Raw genomic sequence first — 18870 nt, 5'->3', positions numbered from 1 at the left:
CGGCGCGAGCCGCACGGCCTATTGATAAAGAGGGATAAGCCTGGAATGACAGAGATCCAGGCGGGCGTGGGGGCGGCCGTGGCCGCCCCCGTATCGCAAGCCGTGCCCGCCATCGAGCTCGACAACGTGGTCAAGGAGTACACCTCGCACGGCGAGGTCGTACAGGCCGTGAAGGGCGTCAGTCTCACGATCGCGGAGGGGGAGTTCTTCTCCCTCCTCGGCCCCTCCGGGTGCGGCAAGACCACCACCATGCGGATGATCGCCGGGTTCGAGGACCCCACCGGGGGAGTCGTCAGGCTGCACGGGGAGGACGTCACGAGCGTCCCGCCGAACAAGCGCGACGTCAACATGGTGTTCCAGTCGTACGCGCTGTTCCCGCACATGAACGTGTGGGAGAACGTGGCGTTCGGGCTCCGCCGCAGGAAGGTCGCCGACGACGAGATCAAGCGCCGGGTGGGCGAGATCCTCGAAGTGGTCGACCTGGTCGGCCGTGAGAAACGCCGGCCCAAGGAGATGTCGGGCGGGCAGCAGCAGCGCGTGGCGCTCGCCCGCGCCCTGGTCAACCGGCCCCGCGCCCTCCTGCTCGACGAGCCGCTCGGCGCGCTCGACCTCAAGCTCCGCCAGCACATGCAGATCGAGCTCAAGCGCATCCAGCGTGAGGTCGGCATCACGTTCGTCTACGTGACCCACGACCAGGGCGAGGCGCTGACGATGAGCGACCGCATCGCCGTGATGAACGACGGCCTCGTCGAGCAGCTCGCCGATCCGCGTGAGATCTACGAGCGCCCCGCCACCACGTTCGTCGCCGGGTTCATCGGCACCTCCAACCTGCTGAGCGGCACCGTCCAGAGCGTCACCGGAGAGGTGGCCCTGCTCGCACTCGGCCCCAGCGACCGGATCCTGATCCCCGCCGGCGGCGCGGTCACCACTGCCGTCTCCACCGGTGACGCCGTCAACCTGACCGTACGCCCCGAGAAGATCACCATCGGCACCCAGCAGCCCGAGGGTGAGCTGAGCGTCGTAAGGGGGACCGTGTCCGAGGTCGTCTACCTCGGCACCTACAACAGTTACCTGGTGACCCTCGCCGACGGCGCCGAGATCACCGTGTTCGAGCAGAACGCCCACGACAGCACCATCACCGCCGAACGAGGCGAATCGGTCTGGCTCTCCTGGCAGCCCCGGCACTCGTACGCGCTGCGGTAAACCTCGATCCCCCGGAGCACGAACCCCATGAACAACCCCTTCCCGCCGGACCCCGCACTCCTCCGTGGCATGACCCAGCGCCGTCTCGGCCGCCGTGACGCCTTCCGCCTCGCCGGCCTGTCGGCCACCGGGCTCGCCCTCGCCGCCTGCGGCGTGCAGGGCAAGGGCGTGGCCAAGCCGACCTCCTCCGCCCAGGCCCAGTCGGCGGTGGAGAAGTACTGGTCCGGCAAGGTCAAGAACGGCCACGTCGACTTCGCCAACTGGCCCCTCTACATGGACCCCAAGCACCCCGAGCTGAAGCAGTTCACCCAGCAGACCGGGATCTCGGTGACCTACAAGGAGGTCATCCAGGAGAACGCGGGCTGGTTCGCCAAGATCCAGCCGCAGCTGGCCGCCGGGCAGTCGATCGGCTACGACCTCATGGTGGTCACCAACGGCATCCAGTTCACCCAGCTCGTCCAGCTCGGCTACCTCGTGCCCCTCGACCACTCCAAGCTGCCGAACTTCGCGGCCAACGCGGGCGAGCGGTACAAGAACGAGTCGTACGACCCGGGCAACCTGTACAGCGTCCCGTGGACCTCGGGCCTGACCGGCATCGCGTACAACCCCAAGTACGTGGACACGCCGCCGACCAGCATGGCCGCCCTGTTCGACCCCAAGTACAAGGGCAAGGTCGGCATGATGTCCGACTCGCAGGAGATCGCGAACTTCGGGATGTTCGCGCTCGGCATCGATCCGGACAAGTCCGGCCCGGCCGACTGGGAGAAGGCGGCGGCCAAGCTCAAGGAGCAGCGCGACTCCGGCATCGTCCGCAAGTACTACGACCAGTCGTACGTGGACCCGCTGAGCAAGGGCGACATCTGGCTGACGATGGCCTGGTCGGGCGACATCTTCCAGAAGAACGTCTCCGACGGGACCGACCTGAAGTTCGTGATCCCCGAGGAGGGCGCCACGATCTGGACGGACAACATGATGATCCCGACGACCGCGGCCAACCCGGTCGACGCGATCATGCTGATGGACTTCTTCTACGACGTCGACGTGGCCGCGCATCTGGCCGAGTACATCAACTACGTCACGCCGGTCCCGGCGGCCAAGGACGTCATCGCCGCCGACGCCGCCAAGGCCTCCGGCGACGACAAGAAGCTTCTGGAGGCGGTCGCCTCCAGCCCGCTGGTGTTCCCGGCCGAGGCGGACTACGCGAAGCTGCGCAGCTACCGCAACTTCAAGGACACCGCCGAGCAGAAGCAGTTCGAGGGCATCTTCCAGTCCATCACGACGTCATGAGCGCGGCTCGCGTGCCGCTGGGCTGGGAGGTGTGATGGGCAGGATCAAGGCGGCGCTCACGCCGTACGCGCTGATCTTCCCGGGCGGGCTCTGGCTCGCGATCTTCTTCGTGATCCCGACCGTCGTCATGCTGTCGATGTCGCTCCAGACGGGCAACGTCGTCGAGGGGTTCGTCTTCGACTGGAACTGGCACAGCTACGCCGACGGCATCGCCAACTACCACGACCAGATCATCCGTTCCGTGATGTACGGCCTGGTCGCGACCGTGATCCAGATCGTCATCGGCTTCCCGGTGGCGTACTGGATCGCGTTCAGGGGCGGCGAGCGCAAGTCGATGTACCTGTTCCTGCTGCTGCTGCCGTTCCTGGTGTCGTTCGTCCTGCGGACCATCTCCTGGCAGTTCCTGCTGTCCGACAACGGGATGGTGCTCGGCCCGCTGAAGAGCCTCGGCGTGCTCCCCGAGGACTTCCACATCCTCGCCACGAGCGTTGCCGTGATCGGCGGCCTGGCGTACAACTTCCTGCCGTTCATGGTGCTGCCGATGTACGTGGCGCTGGAGCGGATCGACCCGCGGGTCGTGGAGGCGGCGCAGGACCTGTACGCGAGCAAGGTGCAGACGTTCCTGCGGGTCGTCCTGCCGCTGTCGCTGCCCGGCGTCTTCGCCGGCGTGCTGATGACGTTCGTCCCGGCGACCTCCGACTACGTCAACGCGTCCGTCCTCGGCGGCACCGGCAACACCATGATCGGCAACGTCATCCAGAACCAGTACCTGGTCAACCAGGACTACCCGACCGCGTCCGCGCTGTCGTTCACGCTGATGGCGCTGCTGCTCATCGGCATCTTCGCCTACGCCCGGGCGCTCGGGACCGACGACGTGCTGGAGGTGGCGGCGCGATGACCACCGCCGACACGACGAGCCCCGCGAGCCCGCGGAGAACGCGCGGCCTGTTCAAGGGCCGGCTGCTGCGGTTCTACACCTGGCTGGTGATCGCGTGGCTGGTCCTGCCGATCGCCGTGATGATCCTGTTCGGGTTCAACGACACGCACGGCCGCTTCAACACCACCTGGCAGGGCTTCACCTTCAGGTGGTACGGCGAGCTGTTCGAGATCGGCGACCTGTCCAGGGCTCTCAAGAACTCGATCCTCATCGCGGTGCTGACGATGGTGATCGCCGGGGTGCTCGGCTCGCTCATCGGCCTGGCGCTCGGCCGCTACCGCTTCCGGGGCTCCGGCACGATGAACCTGGTCATGTTCGCGGCGATCTCGTGCGCCGAGATCGTGATGGGCGCCTCGCTGCTGTCGCTGTTCGTGACGCTCGCCGTGCCCCTCGGCTTCTGGACGATCGTGATCTCGCACGTCATGTTCTCGATCTCGTTCGTGGCCGTGACCGTGCGGGCCCGGGTCATGACGCTGGACGCGTCGCTGGAGGAGGCGGCCCGCGACCTCGGCGCCTCACCATGGGACACGTTCCGCCTGGTCACGCTGCCGATGATCTTCCCCGGCGTGCTGGCCGGTTCGCTGCTGGCGTTCGCGCTGTCCATCGACGACTTCGTCATCACCAACTTCACCTCAGGCGACACGGTGACGTTCCCGCTGTGGATCTGGGGGGCCACCCGCGTCGGCCTCCCGCCGCAGGTCAACGTCATGGGCACGCTGATCTTCGCGGTCGGGTGCCTGCTCGCCGTGGGCAACGCCCTCATGGCCCGCCGGCGCGCCTGATCTCATGGGACGGAAGGCGGGGATCCGGTGAAGGCGCTCGACGACGCCGAGCGTAAGCCGTACTGGCTGGACCGGCCGGACGCGCCCGCACCGCTGCCCCGGCTGACCCGCGACGTGACCGCGGACCTGGCGGTGGTCGGGGGCGGCTTCACCGGGCTGTGGACGGCGCTGGCGGCGAAGGAACGCGATCCCTCGCTCGACGTGGTGCTGCTGGAAGGGCGCAGGATCGGCTGGGCCGCCTCCGGGCGCAACGGCGGCTTCTGCTCTTCCAGCCTCACCCACGGCCTCGGCAACGGGCTGGAGCGCTGGCCGGAGGAGATCTCCGTACTGGAGCGGCTCGGCCGGGAGAACCTCGACGCGATGCAGGCGTCGCTGGCCCGGCACGGGGTGGACTGCTCCTTCGAGCGGACCGGGGAGCTGCGGGTCGCCACGGAGGAGTGGCAGCTCGCCGGGCTCGACGAGGAGGAGCGCGCCGCCGCCTCGATCGGCCTGCGGCTCGAACGGCTGGACCGGGAGCGGGTGCGGGCCGAGGTCGACTCCCCGACGTACCTCGGCGGCCTGTGGGACCGCGACGGCGTCGCGCTGGTGGATCCCGCACGGATGGCCTGGGGGCTCAGGGACGCGTGCGCGCGGCTCGGCGTGCGGATCTTCGAGCGCACGCCGGTCCGGTCGGTGGAGGACGCCGGCAGGCTGCTGGAGCTGGCCACGCCCCTCGGCGTCGTGCGGGCCGGGCGTGTGGCGCTCGGCACCGGCGCCTTCCCGCCGCTGCTGCGCCGGCTCAAGCACTTCCTCGTGCCCGTGTACGACTACGCGCTGATGACCGAGCCGTTGTCGGACTCCCAGCTCGCCTCGATCGGCTGGCGGGGCCGGCAGGGCGTGGGCGACTCGGCCAACCGGTTCCACTACTACCGGCTGACCGGCGACAACCGGATCCTGTGGGGCGGCTACGACGCGGTCTACCACAACGGCGGCCTCATCAAGGCGCGCTACGACCAGCGGGACGCCACGTTCGAGATGCTGGCCCGGCACTTCTTCGAGACGTTCCCGCAGCTGCACGGCCTGCGCTTCACGCACCGCTGGGGCGGTGTCATCGACACGTGCAGCCGGTTCAGCGCGTTCTTCGGCACCGCGTACGGCTCCCGCCTCGCCTACGCCGCCGGCTACACCGGGCTGGGCGTGGGGGCGACCAGGTTCGGGGCCGACGTCGCCTTGGATCTGCTGTCGGGGCAGGAGACCGAGCGGACCCGCCTGCGCATGGTCAGGGAGAAGCCGGTGCCGTTCCCGCCCGAGCCGGTCAGGTCGGGCGTCATCCAGCTCACCCGCTGGTCGATGGCTCGAGCGGACACCCACGAGGGCCGCCGCAACGCCTGGCTGCGCACCCTCGACGCCCTGGGGCTCGGCTTCGACTCATAGCTCCACTGGAACACGTGATGTACGCCTTGAAGGGGTGGCTAGCCGGCGAGCCAGCGGAGCGGGTTGTCGTGGGTGATGAGGCGGAGGGTCGCCTCGTCCACGCCGGCCTCGCTCAACGCGGGCAGGAGGACGGAGAACAGCCGGCCGTACCCCGCCCCGCCGTACTCGGCGAGGTGCTCCCGGCGGGAGACGGCGCTGCTGAGCAGCACCCGCTCGGCGTGCCCGGCGTCGAGCAGCGTCAGGACGTCCTCGGTGTCGCTCACACTGACGTAGGCGCCCGTCTCGGCGATCTTGCGCTGGGCCGGGCCGTCGGTGCTCCGGGCGCTCACGCGGTGGGCCGGCACGTGCTGGTCGAGGAGCAGCTCCAGCAGTTCGAGACCGCCGGTGGCGATGGGAAGGTCGGTCCGCAGCGAGGCCCGGGCCGCCGCCGTGACGGCGCGCTCCTCCGCGGGGGTGGGGATGTCGCCGTGGGCGAGCGCCACGATCACGCCCGGCCGTGCCCCGGTGCCGTCCAGCCCCGCGCCGATCTCATGCAGCAGGTCGGCCGTCAGGTCCTCGACGCCGTACCGCTGGATCAGCGCGCCGGAGAACGGCTCGGGGGCGAAGCCCGTCGCGGCGACCACGGGAACCCGCCCGGCCATCGCGATCCGGGCGAGCGCGGCCGGGTCGCGCGCCATGCCGACGCAACTGTGCTCGACCACCAGGCCCAAGCCGTGCTCGCGGTGGAGGGCCTTCATCTCGGCGAGGACGTACCGTTCCTCGTCGAGCCAGCGGTACGGGTCGGAGCCGACACCGATTCCCCACCGCGTGTCGGTGCGCAGGTGCTCCCGGGGGAGCACCGGACCCTCGATTTCTGCGACGGGCACGGCGCCCGTGACGGTCTGGATGCGGGGGAAATAAGCGCCGGACATGAACGGACATTAACCGATTTATTGCGGAAAGAGGGCGCTTTCACGCGACGAACTCGGCGCAGATGTCCTCGGAAACGGGCGAGCGGCCGGTGACCCTGTGGTCAGCCGATCCGGGCCTTGATGAGGTCGGCGAGTTCCTCGGTGGCCTGCAGGCAAGCCGTGGAATAGCGGGTGAACTGCGGGAACCCGTGCGTGAGATCGGGGTTGTGGACGTAGGTCAGGTCGTTGCCGGCCGCCGCGAGCTTGCGGGCGTAGGCGTGGCCGACGTCACGCAGCGGGTCGAAGCCGTTGGTGACCAGGATCGCGGGCGGCAGGTTCGCGTGCGAAGGCGCGTTCATCGGGGTGATGTACGGGTCGCGGCTGTCGTCGGTGTTCTTGAGCAGGTTGCGGACCATCTCGTAGATGCCGTTGGTCTCCAGGTACAGGCCGGTGCGGTTCTCGCTGCCGGCGAGCGTGTCGGCGGGGAAGGCGGCCTCGGGGAACAGAGGGACCTGTAGTGCCGGCCGCGGGCCGTCCTCGTCGCGCAGCTTGAGCGCGAGGACACACGTCATGTTGCCCCCCGCGGAGTCGCCGCCGAGTGCGATCTTCTCAGGGTCCACTCCCTGATCGGACGCGTGGTCGAAGAGCCAGCGGACGACGTACTCGATCTCCTCGATCTGCACCGGGTACTTCGCCTCCGGCGCGAGTTGGTACTCCACGACGTACGTGGCGATCCCGGCGCGCTGGGCGATGACCCGCATCGCGGTCTCGAACTCATCCAGAGTGCCGTAGCTGAAGCCGCCCCCGTGGATGTACACGAGGGCCCCGATGGGGTGGCTCGCCGGTGCGGTCGGCGTGTGCCGGCGTACGGTCAGCGACCCATGCGGACCGGGCAGCACCAGGTGCTCGACGGAGCCGATGTCCGGCCATGGTCCCTTGCCCAGCACGGTGTGGTCCCGCCGGCCCTGGGCGATCGACACGTCAGCGCCGAGCGTCGGGCCGTTCGGCAACCAGGCGGCGAGCTCCGGATCGAGGGTTCCCCGCCCGACGGACTCCGGAATCGTGGTGCGGTCGTATACAAGCATGATTCCCCCAGTCGCCTGTCCTTCGAGCGGGCGGCGCCGGACGCCCCCTCCGGCGCCCCGGACCTTCGACCGATGGCTGGGCCGGGGGACCGGGCCCACATGCGCCGGGCCGCGGTCCCCTGCCGCCAAGCGCCGGCTATCTCGAGAGTTGCATCCGCCGGCTGGCACGCACCCCGGAGCAACGCCCGTTCACCTCTGGTGAGATATCCCCATCCCCGTTCAGGGGAACACCTGTTGAGGCGGAACCAGGCGGCCCGAGTCAGGTCATCGTCTTGCCGCCGTTGACGGCGAGCCGCTGCCCGGTCACGAACCGGGCTCCGGGGGAGGCGAGGAACGCGACCGCCTCGGCGACGTCGGCTGGGACGCCCATGTGGCTGAGAGGCAGGTTGCGCAGGTAGTCCTCGTACTCCTCCGCGGGGACGTCGGCGTGGCGCTCGACCGGGATCCACCCCGGCTCGACCGTGTTCACCGTGATCCCGTACGGCCCGAGCTCGCGGGACCACGACCGGGTGAGGCCGTGCATCGCGGCCTTGGCGGAGACGTAGTGCCCGAACTCGGCGTTGCCGAGGTCGGTCACCTCGCTGCCCACGTTGATGATCCTGCCCGACCCGGCCTCCCGCATGGCGGGCAGCACGGCGTGCAGGATCAGCAGCGGGGCCTTGACGAAGAACCTGAGCTGGTCGAGGTGGACCTCCCAGGTCTGCTTGTCCACCGGCATCAGCGGCTGGGGGCCGGTGGCGTTGTTGACGACGACGGCGACGTCCCCGATCTCGGCCATCGCCTCCCGTACGGCGTCCTCGTCGGTGACGTCGAACCGGGCGAGACGGGCGGAGTGGCCGGCGGCCCGGATCCGCTCGACGACCGCGGAGGCGCCCGCGGTGTCGTGGGCGTAGTTGACGACGACGTCCCAGCCGCCGGCGGCGAGCCGTTCGGCGATGGTGGCGCCCAGACCTCGCGAGGCGCCGGTGACCAAAGCTGTTTCCATGAGACCACTGCCTATCACGGGCACGCGCCCGGCGTTGTGTCCGGAAAGGCTCACAGGGTGCAAGCCTGTCGGTCCGCTCATGGGCGGAGTCGGATGCCGGTGGTGCCGCACGACATCGCTTAGGAGGGGAGCCCCACACCGGCGGCGAGGCGGCCGAGGGTGTCGCGCAGGGCCGCCCGCTCGGATGCCGCCAGGGACGCGGTGATCTCGTCGTCGAGCTCGCCGGCGGCGGCGGCGCACCTGGCCAGGAGCGCGACGCCGTGCTCGGTCAGGGTCAGCGTCTGGCGGCGGCGGTCGCCGGGGTCGCGCACCCGCTCGACGGCGCCCAGGCGCTCCAGGTGATCCGCGAGGGCGACGACCAGGCTGGGTGCGACACCGAGACGGGCGGCCAGGTCCTGCTGGGAGGCGGCGGCCGTGCCGCCCTTGAGAGCGGCCATGAGGCCCACGTGTTTCGGCTTCAGATCGTAGAACTCGATCTTGGAGGCGAAGCGGTCCTGCATGACCGCTCCGAGCGTGCCCAGCCGGAAGGCGATCGTCTGCTTGACATCGTTCATGGTGTGAATGATACAGTCCAGTCCATCAATTCAGAGCGTGAATGATTCTTGAGGAGAATTGATGGATACCGTGCTTCTCGTTCTCAACGTCCTCGCCGCCCTCGGAGCGGCGGGATCCAGCGTGGCGGGCGTCGTCAAGCCGGGCCTCGGGCTCAGGCCTGACGAGGAGACCACCGCCGGCGTGCACTTCTACACCAGGGCGTACGCCGCGCGGGCGCTCCCGCTGGGGGTGGTCACGGCGTTGGTCCTCGTCTGGGGCCCCTCGGTCGCGGTGGTCCCTCTGCTCGTCGTCTCCGGGCTCGCCCAGGTGGGTGACTCGGTGCTCGGCATCATGCGCCGCAACCTCGGCATGGCGCTCGGCGCCGGCGCCTTCGCGGTCATCCACCTGCTCGCCGCCATCCTGTGGAGCTGACCATGGATTTGATCTGGTTCGCCGCGGAGATGGCTGTCTACGCCTCTGTCGGCTACTGGGGCTTCGCCCGCGCCGCCTGGCCGCGCCGCCTGGGCGCGGCGATCGGCGGGATCACCCTGTTCGCCACAGTCTGGGGCCTGTTCTGCGCACCCTTGGCCACCTATCCGCTGGACGGAGCCGCCAAGGTCGCGGTCGAGGCCGCCTGGTTCGCCGCCGGCGCGGGGGCCCTCGTCGCCACCCGCCGTACCCGGGCGAGGGCGGCGGCCGACGGTCTCGGCCGCGATCACCACTAGTGGGTGATCGCGGGGACCTCGGCGTGCAGCCGCTGCAGGACGCGGCGGAACGCCCACGCCGAGCCGAGGAACGCCAGGCCGCTGATCACGGCCACCGCCGTCGTCCGGACCAGCAGGTACGTGCCGATCGACTGGTGCAGCAGCAGCCAGATGCTCACCGTCGAGTTGGTGAGCAGCACGAAAGCCCACAGCAGCGTGATCCGGGCGAAGAACCTGCGCACCCGCTCGTGCCGCAGCACGAAGGACGGCAGGTGGATGTAGTCGAGCGTGAGCCGCTGCACCAGCGGGCGGTTCAGCCGCACCGAGGCGAGGAACGCCATGCTGATGCAGATGGTGCCCAGCTCCGGCTGGATGAAGTAGACCACCGCGCTGCCGCTCCACAGCCCGATGAGGGCCCGTACGGTGATCGCGATCGCCGCGAGGAGCATCGTGCCGGGCACCGGGCGGCGGCGGACGAGCCGCCACAGCACACCCAGGTAGACCCACGAGACCGCGGCCACCAGGGCGCCGTGCAGGCCGAGCAACGCGAGCGCAGCGTAGAAGACGGCGAGCGGGGCCACCACGCCCTCCAGCAGCCGGGGCACCGCCTGCTTGATCATGGCGGTGAGCCGGGGCAGGGCGTAGGGCGGGTGGTTCATGACACTCCAATGGGCCGGCGTGGACCCACGCTGTAGCCGGGCGCCTACCCGGACTCCGGTGCCGGAAACGCCCCGGGAAAGGCCGTTGTCGGTGGCTTACCGTACCTGACGTCGCCGAGATCTACAGCTGATCTGAGCCATGCCGTTCCGCCGTCATGCCCGTACGGCATGGGCCCTCGCGGAGGCGGGACGGAAGGCACGCAGGTCACCGGCCGGAGTGCGGCCCGGATCAGTTGAGCGTGGCGGTGGCCAGCTTGATGCCGAAGCCGAGGAACAGCGCGCCGACGCCCGTGCTGAGCCCGGCGGAGAGCTTGCGGCGCCGCCGGAAGTGGGCGGCGAGGGCCGTGCCGCTCAGGATCAGCCCCGTCAGGTACGCGAAGCTGAACACCTGCACGATCAGCGCCAGGATCAGGAACGACACCGCGGGCGCGTCGTATGACGGGTCGACGAACTGCACGAAGAAGGCCACGAAGAACAAGATGGCCTTGGGGTTGAGCAGGCTGATCGCCAGCGCCTTGCGGAACGGGCTGCCCCGCTCGGCCTGGGCTCCGGCACCCGTACCGGGTTCGGCCTCGCCATCGACCGGGCCGTCAAGCGGGGCCGCGGCGGCGGTCGCCGGATCCGCGGTTCCCGGCGGCGTGGCGTGGCGCGGCCGGCGCAGGGACCCCCAGGCCGACCGGAGCATGCCGAAGCCGATCCATGCCAGATAGAGGGCGCCGGAGTACTTGACGGCGGTGAACAGCGGCGGCGTGGACTTCAGCAGCGAGGCGGCCCCGGCGGCCGTCAGGAACATGAGCACAGAGTCGCCGAGGAACACCCCGCAGGCGGCGCGGTAGCCCATCCGGACGCCGTGCCGTGCGGCGGTGGACAGCACGAACAGCGAGTTGGGGCCGGGGAGCAGGATGATCAGGAGCGACCCGACCACGTACGTCCAGATGTTGGTGATGCCGAAGAACATTCCCACTCCCACGAATTGCGATATGTCACGTTATAGCTCTTCGCGATGGGCGGCGCTGAGGGGGTGGACGCGAGATACCTATTGACCTGGTGGGGAATGCGGGAAGATTCTGGGCGCATGACGCTCTGGACGCCTGACCCCACGTTCTATCCCTCTCCACGGGACGCGGTCGCCGCCCCCGGGGAGAAGCTCGCCTACGTCGCCGCCTTCGACCGCTCGGCCACCCGGCCGGACGCGCTGGCCGTGCTCGACACCGACCCGGGGTCGGCGTCGTACGGGAAGGTCGTCGGCTGGACGGACCTTCCGTACACGGGGGACGAGCTGCACCACTTCGGGTGGAACGCCTGCAGCAGCGCGCTGTGCCCGAACGCGCCGCACCCCCACGTGGAGCGGCGCTACCTGATCGTGCCGGGCCTGCGGTCGTCGCGGATCTACGTGTACGACACCAAGGACCGGGTCAGCCCCGAGCTCGTCAAGATCATCGAGGCGGAGGAGCTGGGCAAGCGCGCCGGCTACTCCCGGCCGCACACCGTCCACTGCGGCCCCGAGGGGCTGTACGTCTCGGCGCTCGGCGGGTACGGCGACGAGGGGCCGGGCGGCATCGCCGTCCTCGACCACACGTCGTTCGAGGTCGTCGGCCGGTGGGAGGCCGACCGCGGCCCGCAGTACCTCGCCTACGACTTCTGGTGGCACATCAACCACGACGTCATGGTCACCTCCGAGTGGGGCACCCCGTCCATGATCGAGGACGGCGTCGTCGGCGAGCTGCTGCTCGGGCGGAAGTACGGCCACCGGCTGCACTTCTGGGACCTGCGCAAGCGCCGCCACGTCCAGGAGGTGGATCTCGGCGACCAGCACCAGATGACCCTGGAGCTGCGCCCCGCCCACGACCCCACCAGGACGTACGGCTTCGTCGGCGTGGTGACCAGCGTCGAGGACCTGTCGGCGTCGGTCTGGCTCTGGTTCAGGGACGGATCGTCCTGGGCCGTACGCAAGGTCATCACCATCCCCGCCGAGCCCGCCTCGGCCGATGATCTGCCCGACGTGCTCAAGCCGTTCGGCGCGGTGCCGCCCCTGGTGACCGACATCGACCTGTCCGTCGACGACCAGCGCCTGTACGTCTCGTGCTGGGGCACCGGCGAGCTGAAGCAGTACGACGTGTCCGATCCGTTCAACCCCGTCGAGATCGGATCGGTCCACCTCGGCGGCATCACGCGGCGGGCCGAGCACCCGGCGGCGCCAGGCGAACGGCTCGCCGGCGGCCCGCAGATGGTCGAGGTGAGCCGCGACGGCCGCCGGGTCTACGTGACCAACTCCCTCTACGGCGCCTGGGACGACCAGTTCTACCCTGACGGCGTGGGCGCCTGGATGGCCAAGGTGGACGCGGAGACGTTCACGCTCGACGAGCGGTTCTTCCCGCACGGCGACGACTTCCGCGGCCTTCGCCCGCACCAGACCCGGTTGCAGGGCGGCGACGCGTCCTCCGACTCGTACTGCTACCCGTGACCCTGACCGCCGTCATCATGCTCGGCGCCTTCCACGGGATCAACCCGGCGATGGGCTGGCTGTTCGCCGTCGCGCGGGGGCTGCAGGAACGCAGCCGCGACCTGATGCTGCAGTCGCTCCCGGTGATCGCGCTCGGGCACCTCGGCTCGGTGGCGCTGGTCGTCCTCGCCGTCAGCGCCACCGGCTCCGTGGTGACGGGGTCGGCGCTGGCCATCGGGTCGGGTGTCCTGCTCGTCGGCGTGGGCCTGTGGCACCTGCTGTCCCGGCGGCACTTCCGCTGGGTGGGCATGCGCCTGACGCTGCCGCAGCTCGCGGCGTGGTCGTTCCTCATGTCGTCGGTGCACGGCGCCGGGCTGATGCTGCTGCCCGTGCTGACCCGCGTCCCCGCCGGGCATCCCACCGGCCATGCCGGCCACGCCCTGTCCGGCGGGATGGTCGTCGCCGGGATCCACACGCTGTCGATGTTCCTCACCGCGACCGTCATCGCCGTCGTCGTCTACGAGTTCCTCGGCGTCGCGGTGCTGCGCCGCGCCTGGTTCAACCTCGACCGGATGTGGGCCTTCGCGCTGGTCGGCGCCGGCGTCGTCACCCTCGTCGCCGCCGTCTGAGCGGGGCGTCCCGACAAGCGATCCGCATCGGGCGGCCGCGGCGGTCATACGTCGCCCAGCTGGACCTGCGCGTGAGCGAGGCGGGCGTCGTCTCATCGTTGCGTACACGGAGATGTGAATTGAAAGTTGCAGAGCCGTCGAGCGTGCTCTGAATCCTGCTCCGTCCCTGGAACGTGCCCTCCTGCGGCAGGAGAGGCGGGTGATTCCGCTGGCTGTGACTTCGGTTGTCCGGTGCTTTGAGTGCCACTACGCTCGCCCGGCATTCCAACCAGTCACTCGCGTCCCATCATCAGACGCCCTTTCTTCGGAGCCACCACCATGGGTGCGATCACGCGAGGCGCCTTCGCCGTCCTGGTCTTGGCCGGCGTGCTGTCCACCTTCTTCGTCGCATGGTTCGAGCCTGCGCAGGCGACGCAGTCCGCCGCCACTGCCTCCGGCAGGCAGGCGCTGCTCATGGCCCGCGCCACCGCCTCACCCCTCAACCGCGTCCCGGTCACCCCCCTGACGCCGATCGGCCGCGCCTCAGCCGCAGCACCCGCGCCCGAGCCTGTGGTCACGGTCACCGTGACGATCACGCCTACACCGACACCGAAACCGACGTCGGCACAGACGTCGGCACCGACGTCGACGGTGCCCTCGCCGTCCGCCACACGAGTAACGCCGAAGGTCGGATATCTCGCCCAGCGCGGCCGATATGGCGCGACGTCCACCGTGAGAGAGCTCGACGCCGGAGGAATGGCCTCCCGTCTCACCCACGTCAACTACGCGTTCGCCAACATCGACCCGGTCACGCTCACCTGCGTGACCGGTGTGACCAGGCCGCCCGCGCCCGACCCCGAGGACCCCGACCAGGGCGACGGCGCGGGCGACGCGTGGGCCGACTACCTCAGGGGCTTTTCCGCCGCCGAGTCGCTGGACGGGGTGGCCGACCCGCCGGACACCCCGCTCGCCGGGAACTTCAACCAGCTCAAGAAGCTCAAGGCGCGCCACCCCGGCCTGAAGGTCCTCATCTCGATCGGCGGCTGGACGTACTCGAAGTACTTCTCCGACGCCGCCAGGACGTCCGCGAACAGGCAGAGGTTCGTGAAGTCCTGCCTCGACGCCTACATCAGGGGCGACCTTCCCCCGATCGGCGGCCGTGGCGGCCCCCGGAGCGCGGAAGGCGTGTTCGACGGTGTGGACGTCGACTGGGAGTGGCCGGGCTCCGAAGGTCATCTCGGCAACCACGTCGAGGGTGACGACAGGCGCAACCTGACCGCTCTGCTGGCCGAGTTTCGCGCGCAGCTCGACGCGCTCGGCGAGGCGACGGGCCGCCACTACCTGCTGACCGCCTACGTGCCCTCGGACCGGGCGAAGCTGGACGCCGGGTTCGACCTCGGCGGCATCCGTGGCTTCCTGGACTTCACCAACACGCAGGGCGCGAGCGTGCACGCCGTACGGGACGGTGCCGTCCTGCTGTAGCCGCTCGGCTGTCGCCTCCGCGTCCGCCCGCGTCGTGCTCTGGCCCGCTCTCGCCCGGTCGCGGCGCCGGCGCCCCGCATGAGGGGCGGGACGGCCCTACCCGTCGTACGGGCCGCCGCTCCGGGTGGGGGCGAGCAGGCCGATCAGCATGCCGACCATCATCGCCACAGCAAGAGTGATCCAGAGCCGAATCTTCATCGAAGTCTCCCGTTTGTTACGCTCCGTGGTCAGAATACCCCGAAGCGTGACTGATTGCGACCGAGGGGCGAAAATTCTGGGGTCGAGTCGCCTCTGAACGCATTCGTCAGGCAGTCTTGGCAGCGTCATGGACTACGCAATCCCCACCGCTCTCGTTCTCGTCGCGGGCGTCGTGCTCGCCCTCATCGCCCAGTGGAAGGGCTGGCGGCCGTCCCTGGCCGTCACCCTGGCGCTCGGTATCGGCGTACGCGTGCTGATCCTCGTGCTCTCCGCGCACGACACCTGGCAGCCGGTCGACTACGTCAACAGCTTCAAACCGGCCGGTCAGGCGATCCTCGCCCACCGCGACCCCGTGCTGGAGAGCAACGGAGGCTGGCACTTCCTGCCGACGATCCCCTACGTGTACGGCCTGCTGCTCTGGCTGGGCATCCCCTGGGAGTTCGCCGGCCGGCTGGTCACGATGGTCTCCGACATCGTGCTCATCCCGCTGGTGGGGCGGCTGGCCGGTGGGCCGAAGGCGCGGCTGCGGGCGTTCCAGTACGCCTGCAACCCCCTCGCCATCCTCATCGCCTCCGTGCACGGCCAGGTCGAGCCGGTCTCCCTGGTCTTCGGCGTCGCCGCATACGTTGTGGCGCGCGGCCCCGGCGAGTGGCATCGGCCCGAGCCCCTGCCCTGGCGGTCGCCCGGTGATCTCGTACGCCGCCTGGTCAGCCCGCTCGACGCGGACCGGGCGGCGACCCGGCGGGCTGTGTGGGCGGGGCTGCTGATGGGGTTCGCCCTCTGCGCGAAGAGCTGGCCGGTCATCCTGGTGCCGGCGATGCTGATGTTCCTCCCCGGCCTGCGCTCCCGCCTGGTGTCGCTGATCGCGACGGGCGTGGCGCCGGTGCTGTTCCTGCTCAGCCTGCCGGTCGCCGGGTTCACCGAATGGAACCGGCTTCCCGATGTGCTGAACACGATCGGCCTGCGGCCGAGCGACGTCCGGCCCATCACGGGTGACTGGGGCTGGACGACCCTGGTGAGCGGCGGCAACTGGAATCTCGACCCCACACCGGCCAGGATCGGGCAGTACCTCATCTACGCCGCGGTGGCGGCCTGCCTGATCTGGTGGCGCAAAGCCGACCCGATCGACGTCACGATCGCGATCCTGCTGGCGTTCATGATCTTCACGCCGCGTCTGGGGGCGCAGTACCTGCTGTGGTTCATGCCGTTCCTCGTCGCACGGCCCACCCGATGGGCCTGGCCGGCGATCATCGGCGCCTCGGTGTGGGCGTCCATCGGTTATCTGGTCCTGACCCAGTTCCCCGGGCCGCGATGGTACGAGCTGCACTCGCCGTGGGCGTTGAGCTCACTGGTGCTCTTCCCGCTGCTCATCGCGGCACTGCCGTGGAGCCGCAGGCGTTATCAGCAGGCCGGGCCGGTGGCCGTCCCGGACGCCAAGACGCGCGTCGCCACTCCCTGACGGGCTACTTCACGATCAGGCGGACCAGGTGGCCATGGCTCTTGAAGCCGGGCGGATCGCCGTCCAGGACGCCGGTCACGCACTCGAACACGCCGGGCCCGGCCTGCCGTACGAAGAAGGCGGGCTCGGCGACGGCCGACAACAGGCGCACCACGTCGCGGTGGACGTGGATGCCCTCCCGGTCGCCCGCGAGCGAGACGGTCACCTCGTACACACCGTCGTCGAGTAGGCGCTCCCCGACGAGCAGCCACTCCGAGCCGCAGGCCCGGCGCAGGTGGGGGAGCAGGTGCACCTCCGGCTCCTCGGTCACCCAGCCCTCGCGTCCCATCGCGTCGAGCAGCCGTCGCACCTCGGGCGCCATCGCCGACCCGTCCGCGATCCCGGTGAGGCGCTCGTCGATGTCCCATCGCCGCATGCTCCGACCCTAACCCGCGACCCCGGCGCGGCCACCGGTCCGGCACGCCCCGTCGTGGGAGGTGTTTCGGCGGATCATCAGGCGAGTCAGGAGGACGGGCCGGGACGGGGGCCGCCCACAGGCGTGGGCTCGGGCGGACCGCCGGGCTTCGGCGTGTCGTCCGGCTCCGGCAGCCGCCCGGATATCAGGGCGGCCGCCCATTTGGCGTCCGGGTCGCTGTCGACGAGCAGCGCGCGGGTGAGCAGGCTCAGCGGGATCGCGAGCAGGGCGCCCAGCGGGCCGAGGACCCACGCCCAGACGATGAGCGACAGGAACGTCGCCGTGGTCGACAGGCCCACGGCGTCGCCGAGGAACTTCGGCTGGATGAAGGACTGGATCACCACGTTGATCGCGATGTAGGCGGCGATCACCAGCAGCATCGTCTTGGGACCGCCTTCCAGCAGGCCCAGGAGCGCAGGGGGGATGAGGCCGAGGATGAAGCCGATGTTCGGGATGTAGTTGGTGATGAGGGCCAGCACCCCCCACAACAGCGGGAGGGGCACGCCGAGGACGTACAGCGCGGTGACGTCGAGGACCGAGCAGATGAGCCCGAAGATGGTGGAGACGATGAGGTAGCGGCGCGTCTTGAAGGTGAACGTCTTGAGGGCCCGCGCGAGCGCCGGCCGGTCGCCCGCGGCGGCGTCCACGATCCGGGCGAACACGGGGGCGTCGAGGCTCATCGCCAGCAGGAGCACCACGATCAGGAAGAGACTCGACAGGACTCCGAGGAGACTGCTCACCACGCTCTGCGCGACACCGATCATCTTCCCGGCGTCGAACGAGGACAGGGCCTTGTTGAGCTGCTCGCTGCCGTATCCGAGGCCCGCCGCCCACCGCTGGACGTCCGCCACCATCGCGTTGAACTGGTCGGAGTACGTCGGAGCGAGGATGGCGAGCTGCGCGGCGGCCAGGCTGAGCACCGCGACCATGCCGAGCAGCACCAGCAGGACCACGGCGAGGGGAACGGCCACCTGCACCCACACGGGGGCCCGGTGACGGGCGAGCCGCCCGCGTAGGGGGGAGACGGCGATGATCAAGGTGAGCGCCAGGACGACCGGGCCGAGGATCGAGCCGACCGCCTGCATTCCGGCCAGCGTGACCACGGCGCCGGCGGAGCCGAGCAGCACAACCAGGGCACGAGGGAACCCCTGTCGAATCACGTTCCGTACCTACCCCTTCTCGGAGCAAAGCCCTGGCTATGTGGATCACAGTCCTAGCACGGTTCCCCACGCGGGGCGGCTGGTCCGGCGCATGTGCCCGGTGGAAGGCGGCAGCCGCGGTGACGGCCCCCGGGACCGCGCCGCTCACCCTGGTCGTGAGGCGTGCCGATTCGTGATCTCCCGCTGTGGACGGCTCTGACCTGCGGAAACGGTTGGCATCCGGGGGCCGCTGGATGGTTGTTGGTCATGCGGCGTCCGGAGGCTGGTAATCTTTTGTTGTCGGCACGGACCGGCGCATCCCCTTCTGACTACCTCGGTGGTTGGGTCGTGGTTGTGGCCGGGTGATCGCGCCGGTGCTCCTCTTTCCAATCGGTTCGAAACTCCGGGTTTGCGCCTGGAGGCCGGATCGGGTAAGTTAGAGGGGTTGCCCTGGAAACGGGGTCGAACGGAAAACGCCCTGAGGTTCCGAGCCTGATCCGGTTTCGGAATCGCGGTGGTCGCGTCCGTTTCTTGAGAACTCAACAGTGTGTTAAAAGCCAGTGCATGATGCACAACCCCGTCGCGCTCGCGCCTTTTGGGTGTGGGTG

At 69.7% G+C, this 18870-nt stretch carries 20 protein-coding genes; 11 read left to right on the top strand and 9 right to left on the bottom strand.

Translation table 11 applies throughout. The features are described 5' to 3' along the window. Positions 1-45 precede the first annotated feature (45 nt). Genes AB0B72_RS38415 through AB0B72_RS38395 form a run of 5 tightly spaced genes read left to right on the top strand, consistent with a single transcriptional unit; the run spans position 46 to position 5622 of the window. The gene (locus AB0B72_RS38415; protein WP_367744554.1) at positions 46-1203 is read left to right on the top strand and encodes an ABC transporter ATP-binding protein; all 1158 of its coding nucleotides are present in this window, start codon (positions 46-48) and stop codon (positions 1201-1203) included. A gap of 27 nt (positions 1204-1230) precedes the next feature. Beyond that, a complete protein-coding gene (locus AB0B72_RS38410; RefSeq protein WP_367744553.1) occupies positions 1231-2490 on the top strand; it encodes a spermidine/putrescine ABC transporter substrate-binding protein in 1260 nt (419 codons plus the stop codon). A gap of 34 nt (positions 2491-2524) precedes the next feature. Next, positions 2525-3388 (top strand): ABC transporter permease, encoded by an 864-nt coding sequence (locus AB0B72_RS38405; protein ID WP_367744552.1) that lies wholly within the window; start codon positions 2525-2527, stop codon positions 3386-3388. Further along, positions 3385-4209, top strand: a complete 825-nt coding sequence (locus AB0B72_RS38400; protein WP_367744551.1) for an ABC transporter permease — start codon at positions 3385-3387, stop codon at positions 4207-4209. The genes AB0B72_RS38405 and AB0B72_RS38400 overlap by 4 nt, the downstream gene beginning before the upstream one ends. A gap of 27 nt (positions 4210-4236) precedes the next feature. Continuing rightward, positions 4237-5622 carry an NAD(P)/FAD-dependent oxidoreductase gene (locus tag AB0B72_RS38395; protein ID WP_367744550.1) on the top strand — a complete coding sequence of 462 codons (1386 nt, stop codon included), beginning with the start codon at positions 4237-4239 and terminating at the stop codon, positions 5620-5622. A 38-nt stretch (positions 5623-5660) separates the two neighbouring features. Here the strand turns inward: AB0B72_RS38395 and AB0B72_RS38390 are convergent, their stop codons facing one another. From AB0B72_RS38390 to AB0B72_RS38375, 4 genes are all read right to left on the bottom strand, one after another. Further along, positions 5661-6533 carry an aryldialkylphosphatase gene (locus AB0B72_RS38390; RefSeq protein ID WP_367744549.1) on the bottom strand — a complete coding sequence of 291 codons (873 nt, stop codon included), beginning with the start codon at positions 6531-6533 and terminating at the stop codon, positions 5661-5663. 101 nt (positions 6534-6634) lie between these two features. Then, positions 6635-7597, bottom strand: a complete 963-nt coding sequence (locus AB0B72_RS38385; protein WP_367744546.1) for an alpha/beta hydrolase — start codon at positions 7595-7597, stop codon at positions 6635-6637. 259 nt (positions 7598-7856) lie between these two features. Then, on the bottom strand, positions 7857-8582 hold the full coding sequence (locus AB0B72_RS38380) for an SDR family oxidoreductase (protein WP_367744545.1): 726 nt from the start codon (positions 8580-8582) through the stop codon (positions 7857-7859). A gap of 119 nt (positions 8583-8701) precedes the next feature. Continuing rightward, positions 8702-9136: a MarR family winged helix-turn-helix transcriptional regulator gene (locus AB0B72_RS38375; RefSeq protein WP_367744544.1), complete on the bottom strand. Its 435-nt coding sequence runs from the start codon at positions 9134-9136 to the stop codon at positions 8702-8704. Positions 9137-9197: 61 nt separating this feature from the next. Between AB0B72_RS38375 and AB0B72_RS38370 the strand changes: the two genes are divergently transcribed. Beyond that, complete coding sequence (locus tag AB0B72_RS38370; protein WP_367744543.1) at positions 9198-9548, top strand: hypothetical protein; 351 nt, start codon at positions 9198-9200, stop codon at positions 9546-9548. A 2-nt stretch (positions 9549-9550) separates the two neighbouring features. Then, positions 9551-9841, top strand: a complete 291-nt coding sequence (locus tag AB0B72_RS38365) for a YrdB family protein (protein ID WP_367744542.1) — start codon at positions 9551-9553, stop codon at positions 9839-9841. Here AB0B72_RS38365 and AB0B72_RS38360 read toward each other — a convergent pair. Together AB0B72_RS38360 and leuE are read right to left on the bottom strand one after the other, a co-directional pair. Then, on the bottom strand, positions 9838-10479 hold the full coding sequence (locus AB0B72_RS38360; protein WP_367744541.1) for a VC0807 family protein: 642 nt from the start codon (positions 10477-10479) through the stop codon (positions 9838-9840). The genes AB0B72_RS38365 and AB0B72_RS38360 overlap by 4 nt on opposite strands. A gap of 229 nt (positions 10480-10708) precedes the next feature. Then, the gene (gene leuE / locus AB0B72_RS38355; RefSeq protein ID WP_367744539.1) at positions 10709-11437 is read right to left on the bottom strand and encodes a leucine efflux protein LeuE; all 729 of its coding nucleotides are present in this window, start codon (positions 11435-11437) and stop codon (positions 10709-10711) included. Between the two features lie 117 nt (positions 11438-11554). Between leuE and AB0B72_RS38350 the strand changes: the two genes are divergently transcribed. Then, on the top strand, positions 11555-12943 hold the full coding sequence (locus tag AB0B72_RS38350) for a selenium-binding protein SBP56-related protein (RefSeq protein ID WP_367744538.1): 1389 nt from the start codon (positions 11555-11557) through the stop codon (positions 12941-12943). Further along, positions 12940-13551: a hypothetical protein gene (locus AB0B72_RS38345; RefSeq protein WP_367744537.1), complete on the top strand. Its 612-nt coding sequence runs from the start codon at positions 12940-12942 to the stop codon at positions 13549-13551. Before AB0B72_RS38350 ends, AB0B72_RS38345 begins: the two co-directional genes overlap by 4 nt. A 272-nt stretch (positions 13552-13823) precedes the next feature. Here the strand turns inward: AB0B72_RS38345 and AB0B72_RS38340 are convergent, their stop codons facing one another. After that, positions 13824-14201: a hypothetical protein gene (locus AB0B72_RS38340; RefSeq protein WP_367744574.1), complete on the bottom strand. Its 378-nt coding sequence runs from the start codon at positions 14199-14201 to the stop codon at positions 13824-13826. On the opposite strand from AB0B72_RS38340, the gene AB0B72_RS38335 reads away from it, so the two are divergent. Both AB0B72_RS38335 and AB0B72_RS38330 read left to right on the top strand, forming a co-directional pair. Next, complete coding sequence (locus AB0B72_RS38335; RefSeq protein ID WP_367744570.1) at positions 14101-15012, top strand: glycoside hydrolase family 18 protein; 912 nt, start codon at positions 14101-14103, stop codon at positions 15010-15012. The genes AB0B72_RS38340 and AB0B72_RS38335 overlap by 101 nt on opposite strands. A 325-nt stretch (positions 15013-15337) precedes the next feature. Beyond that, positions 15338-16669, top strand: a complete 1332-nt coding sequence (locus tag AB0B72_RS38330) for a hypothetical protein (protein WP_367744536.1) — start codon at positions 15338-15340, stop codon at positions 16667-16669. 4 nt (positions 16670-16673) lie between these two features. Here the strand turns inward: AB0B72_RS38330 and AB0B72_RS38325 are convergent, their stop codons facing one another. Both AB0B72_RS38325 and AB0B72_RS38320 read right to left on the bottom strand, forming a co-directional pair. After that, positions 16674-17084: a hypothetical protein gene (locus AB0B72_RS38325; protein ID WP_367744535.1), complete on the bottom strand. Its 411-nt coding sequence runs from the start codon at positions 17082-17084 to the stop codon at positions 16674-16676. 86 nt (positions 17085-17170) lie between these two features. Next, a complete protein-coding gene (locus AB0B72_RS38320; protein ID WP_367744533.1) occupies positions 17171-18283 on the bottom strand; it encodes an AI-2E family transporter in 1113 nt (370 codons plus the stop codon). Between the last annotated feature and the right edge of the window lie 587 nt (positions 18284-18870).

This window comes from Microbispora sp. NPDC049125, assembly GCF_040802045.1.
Classification (GTDB): domain Bacteria; phylum Actinomycetota; class Actinomycetes; order Streptosporangiales; family Streptosporangiaceae; genus Microbispora.
Note: the sequence above shows the minus strand (reverse complement) of the source record. Positions and strands in the feature narration are given on the sequence as shown.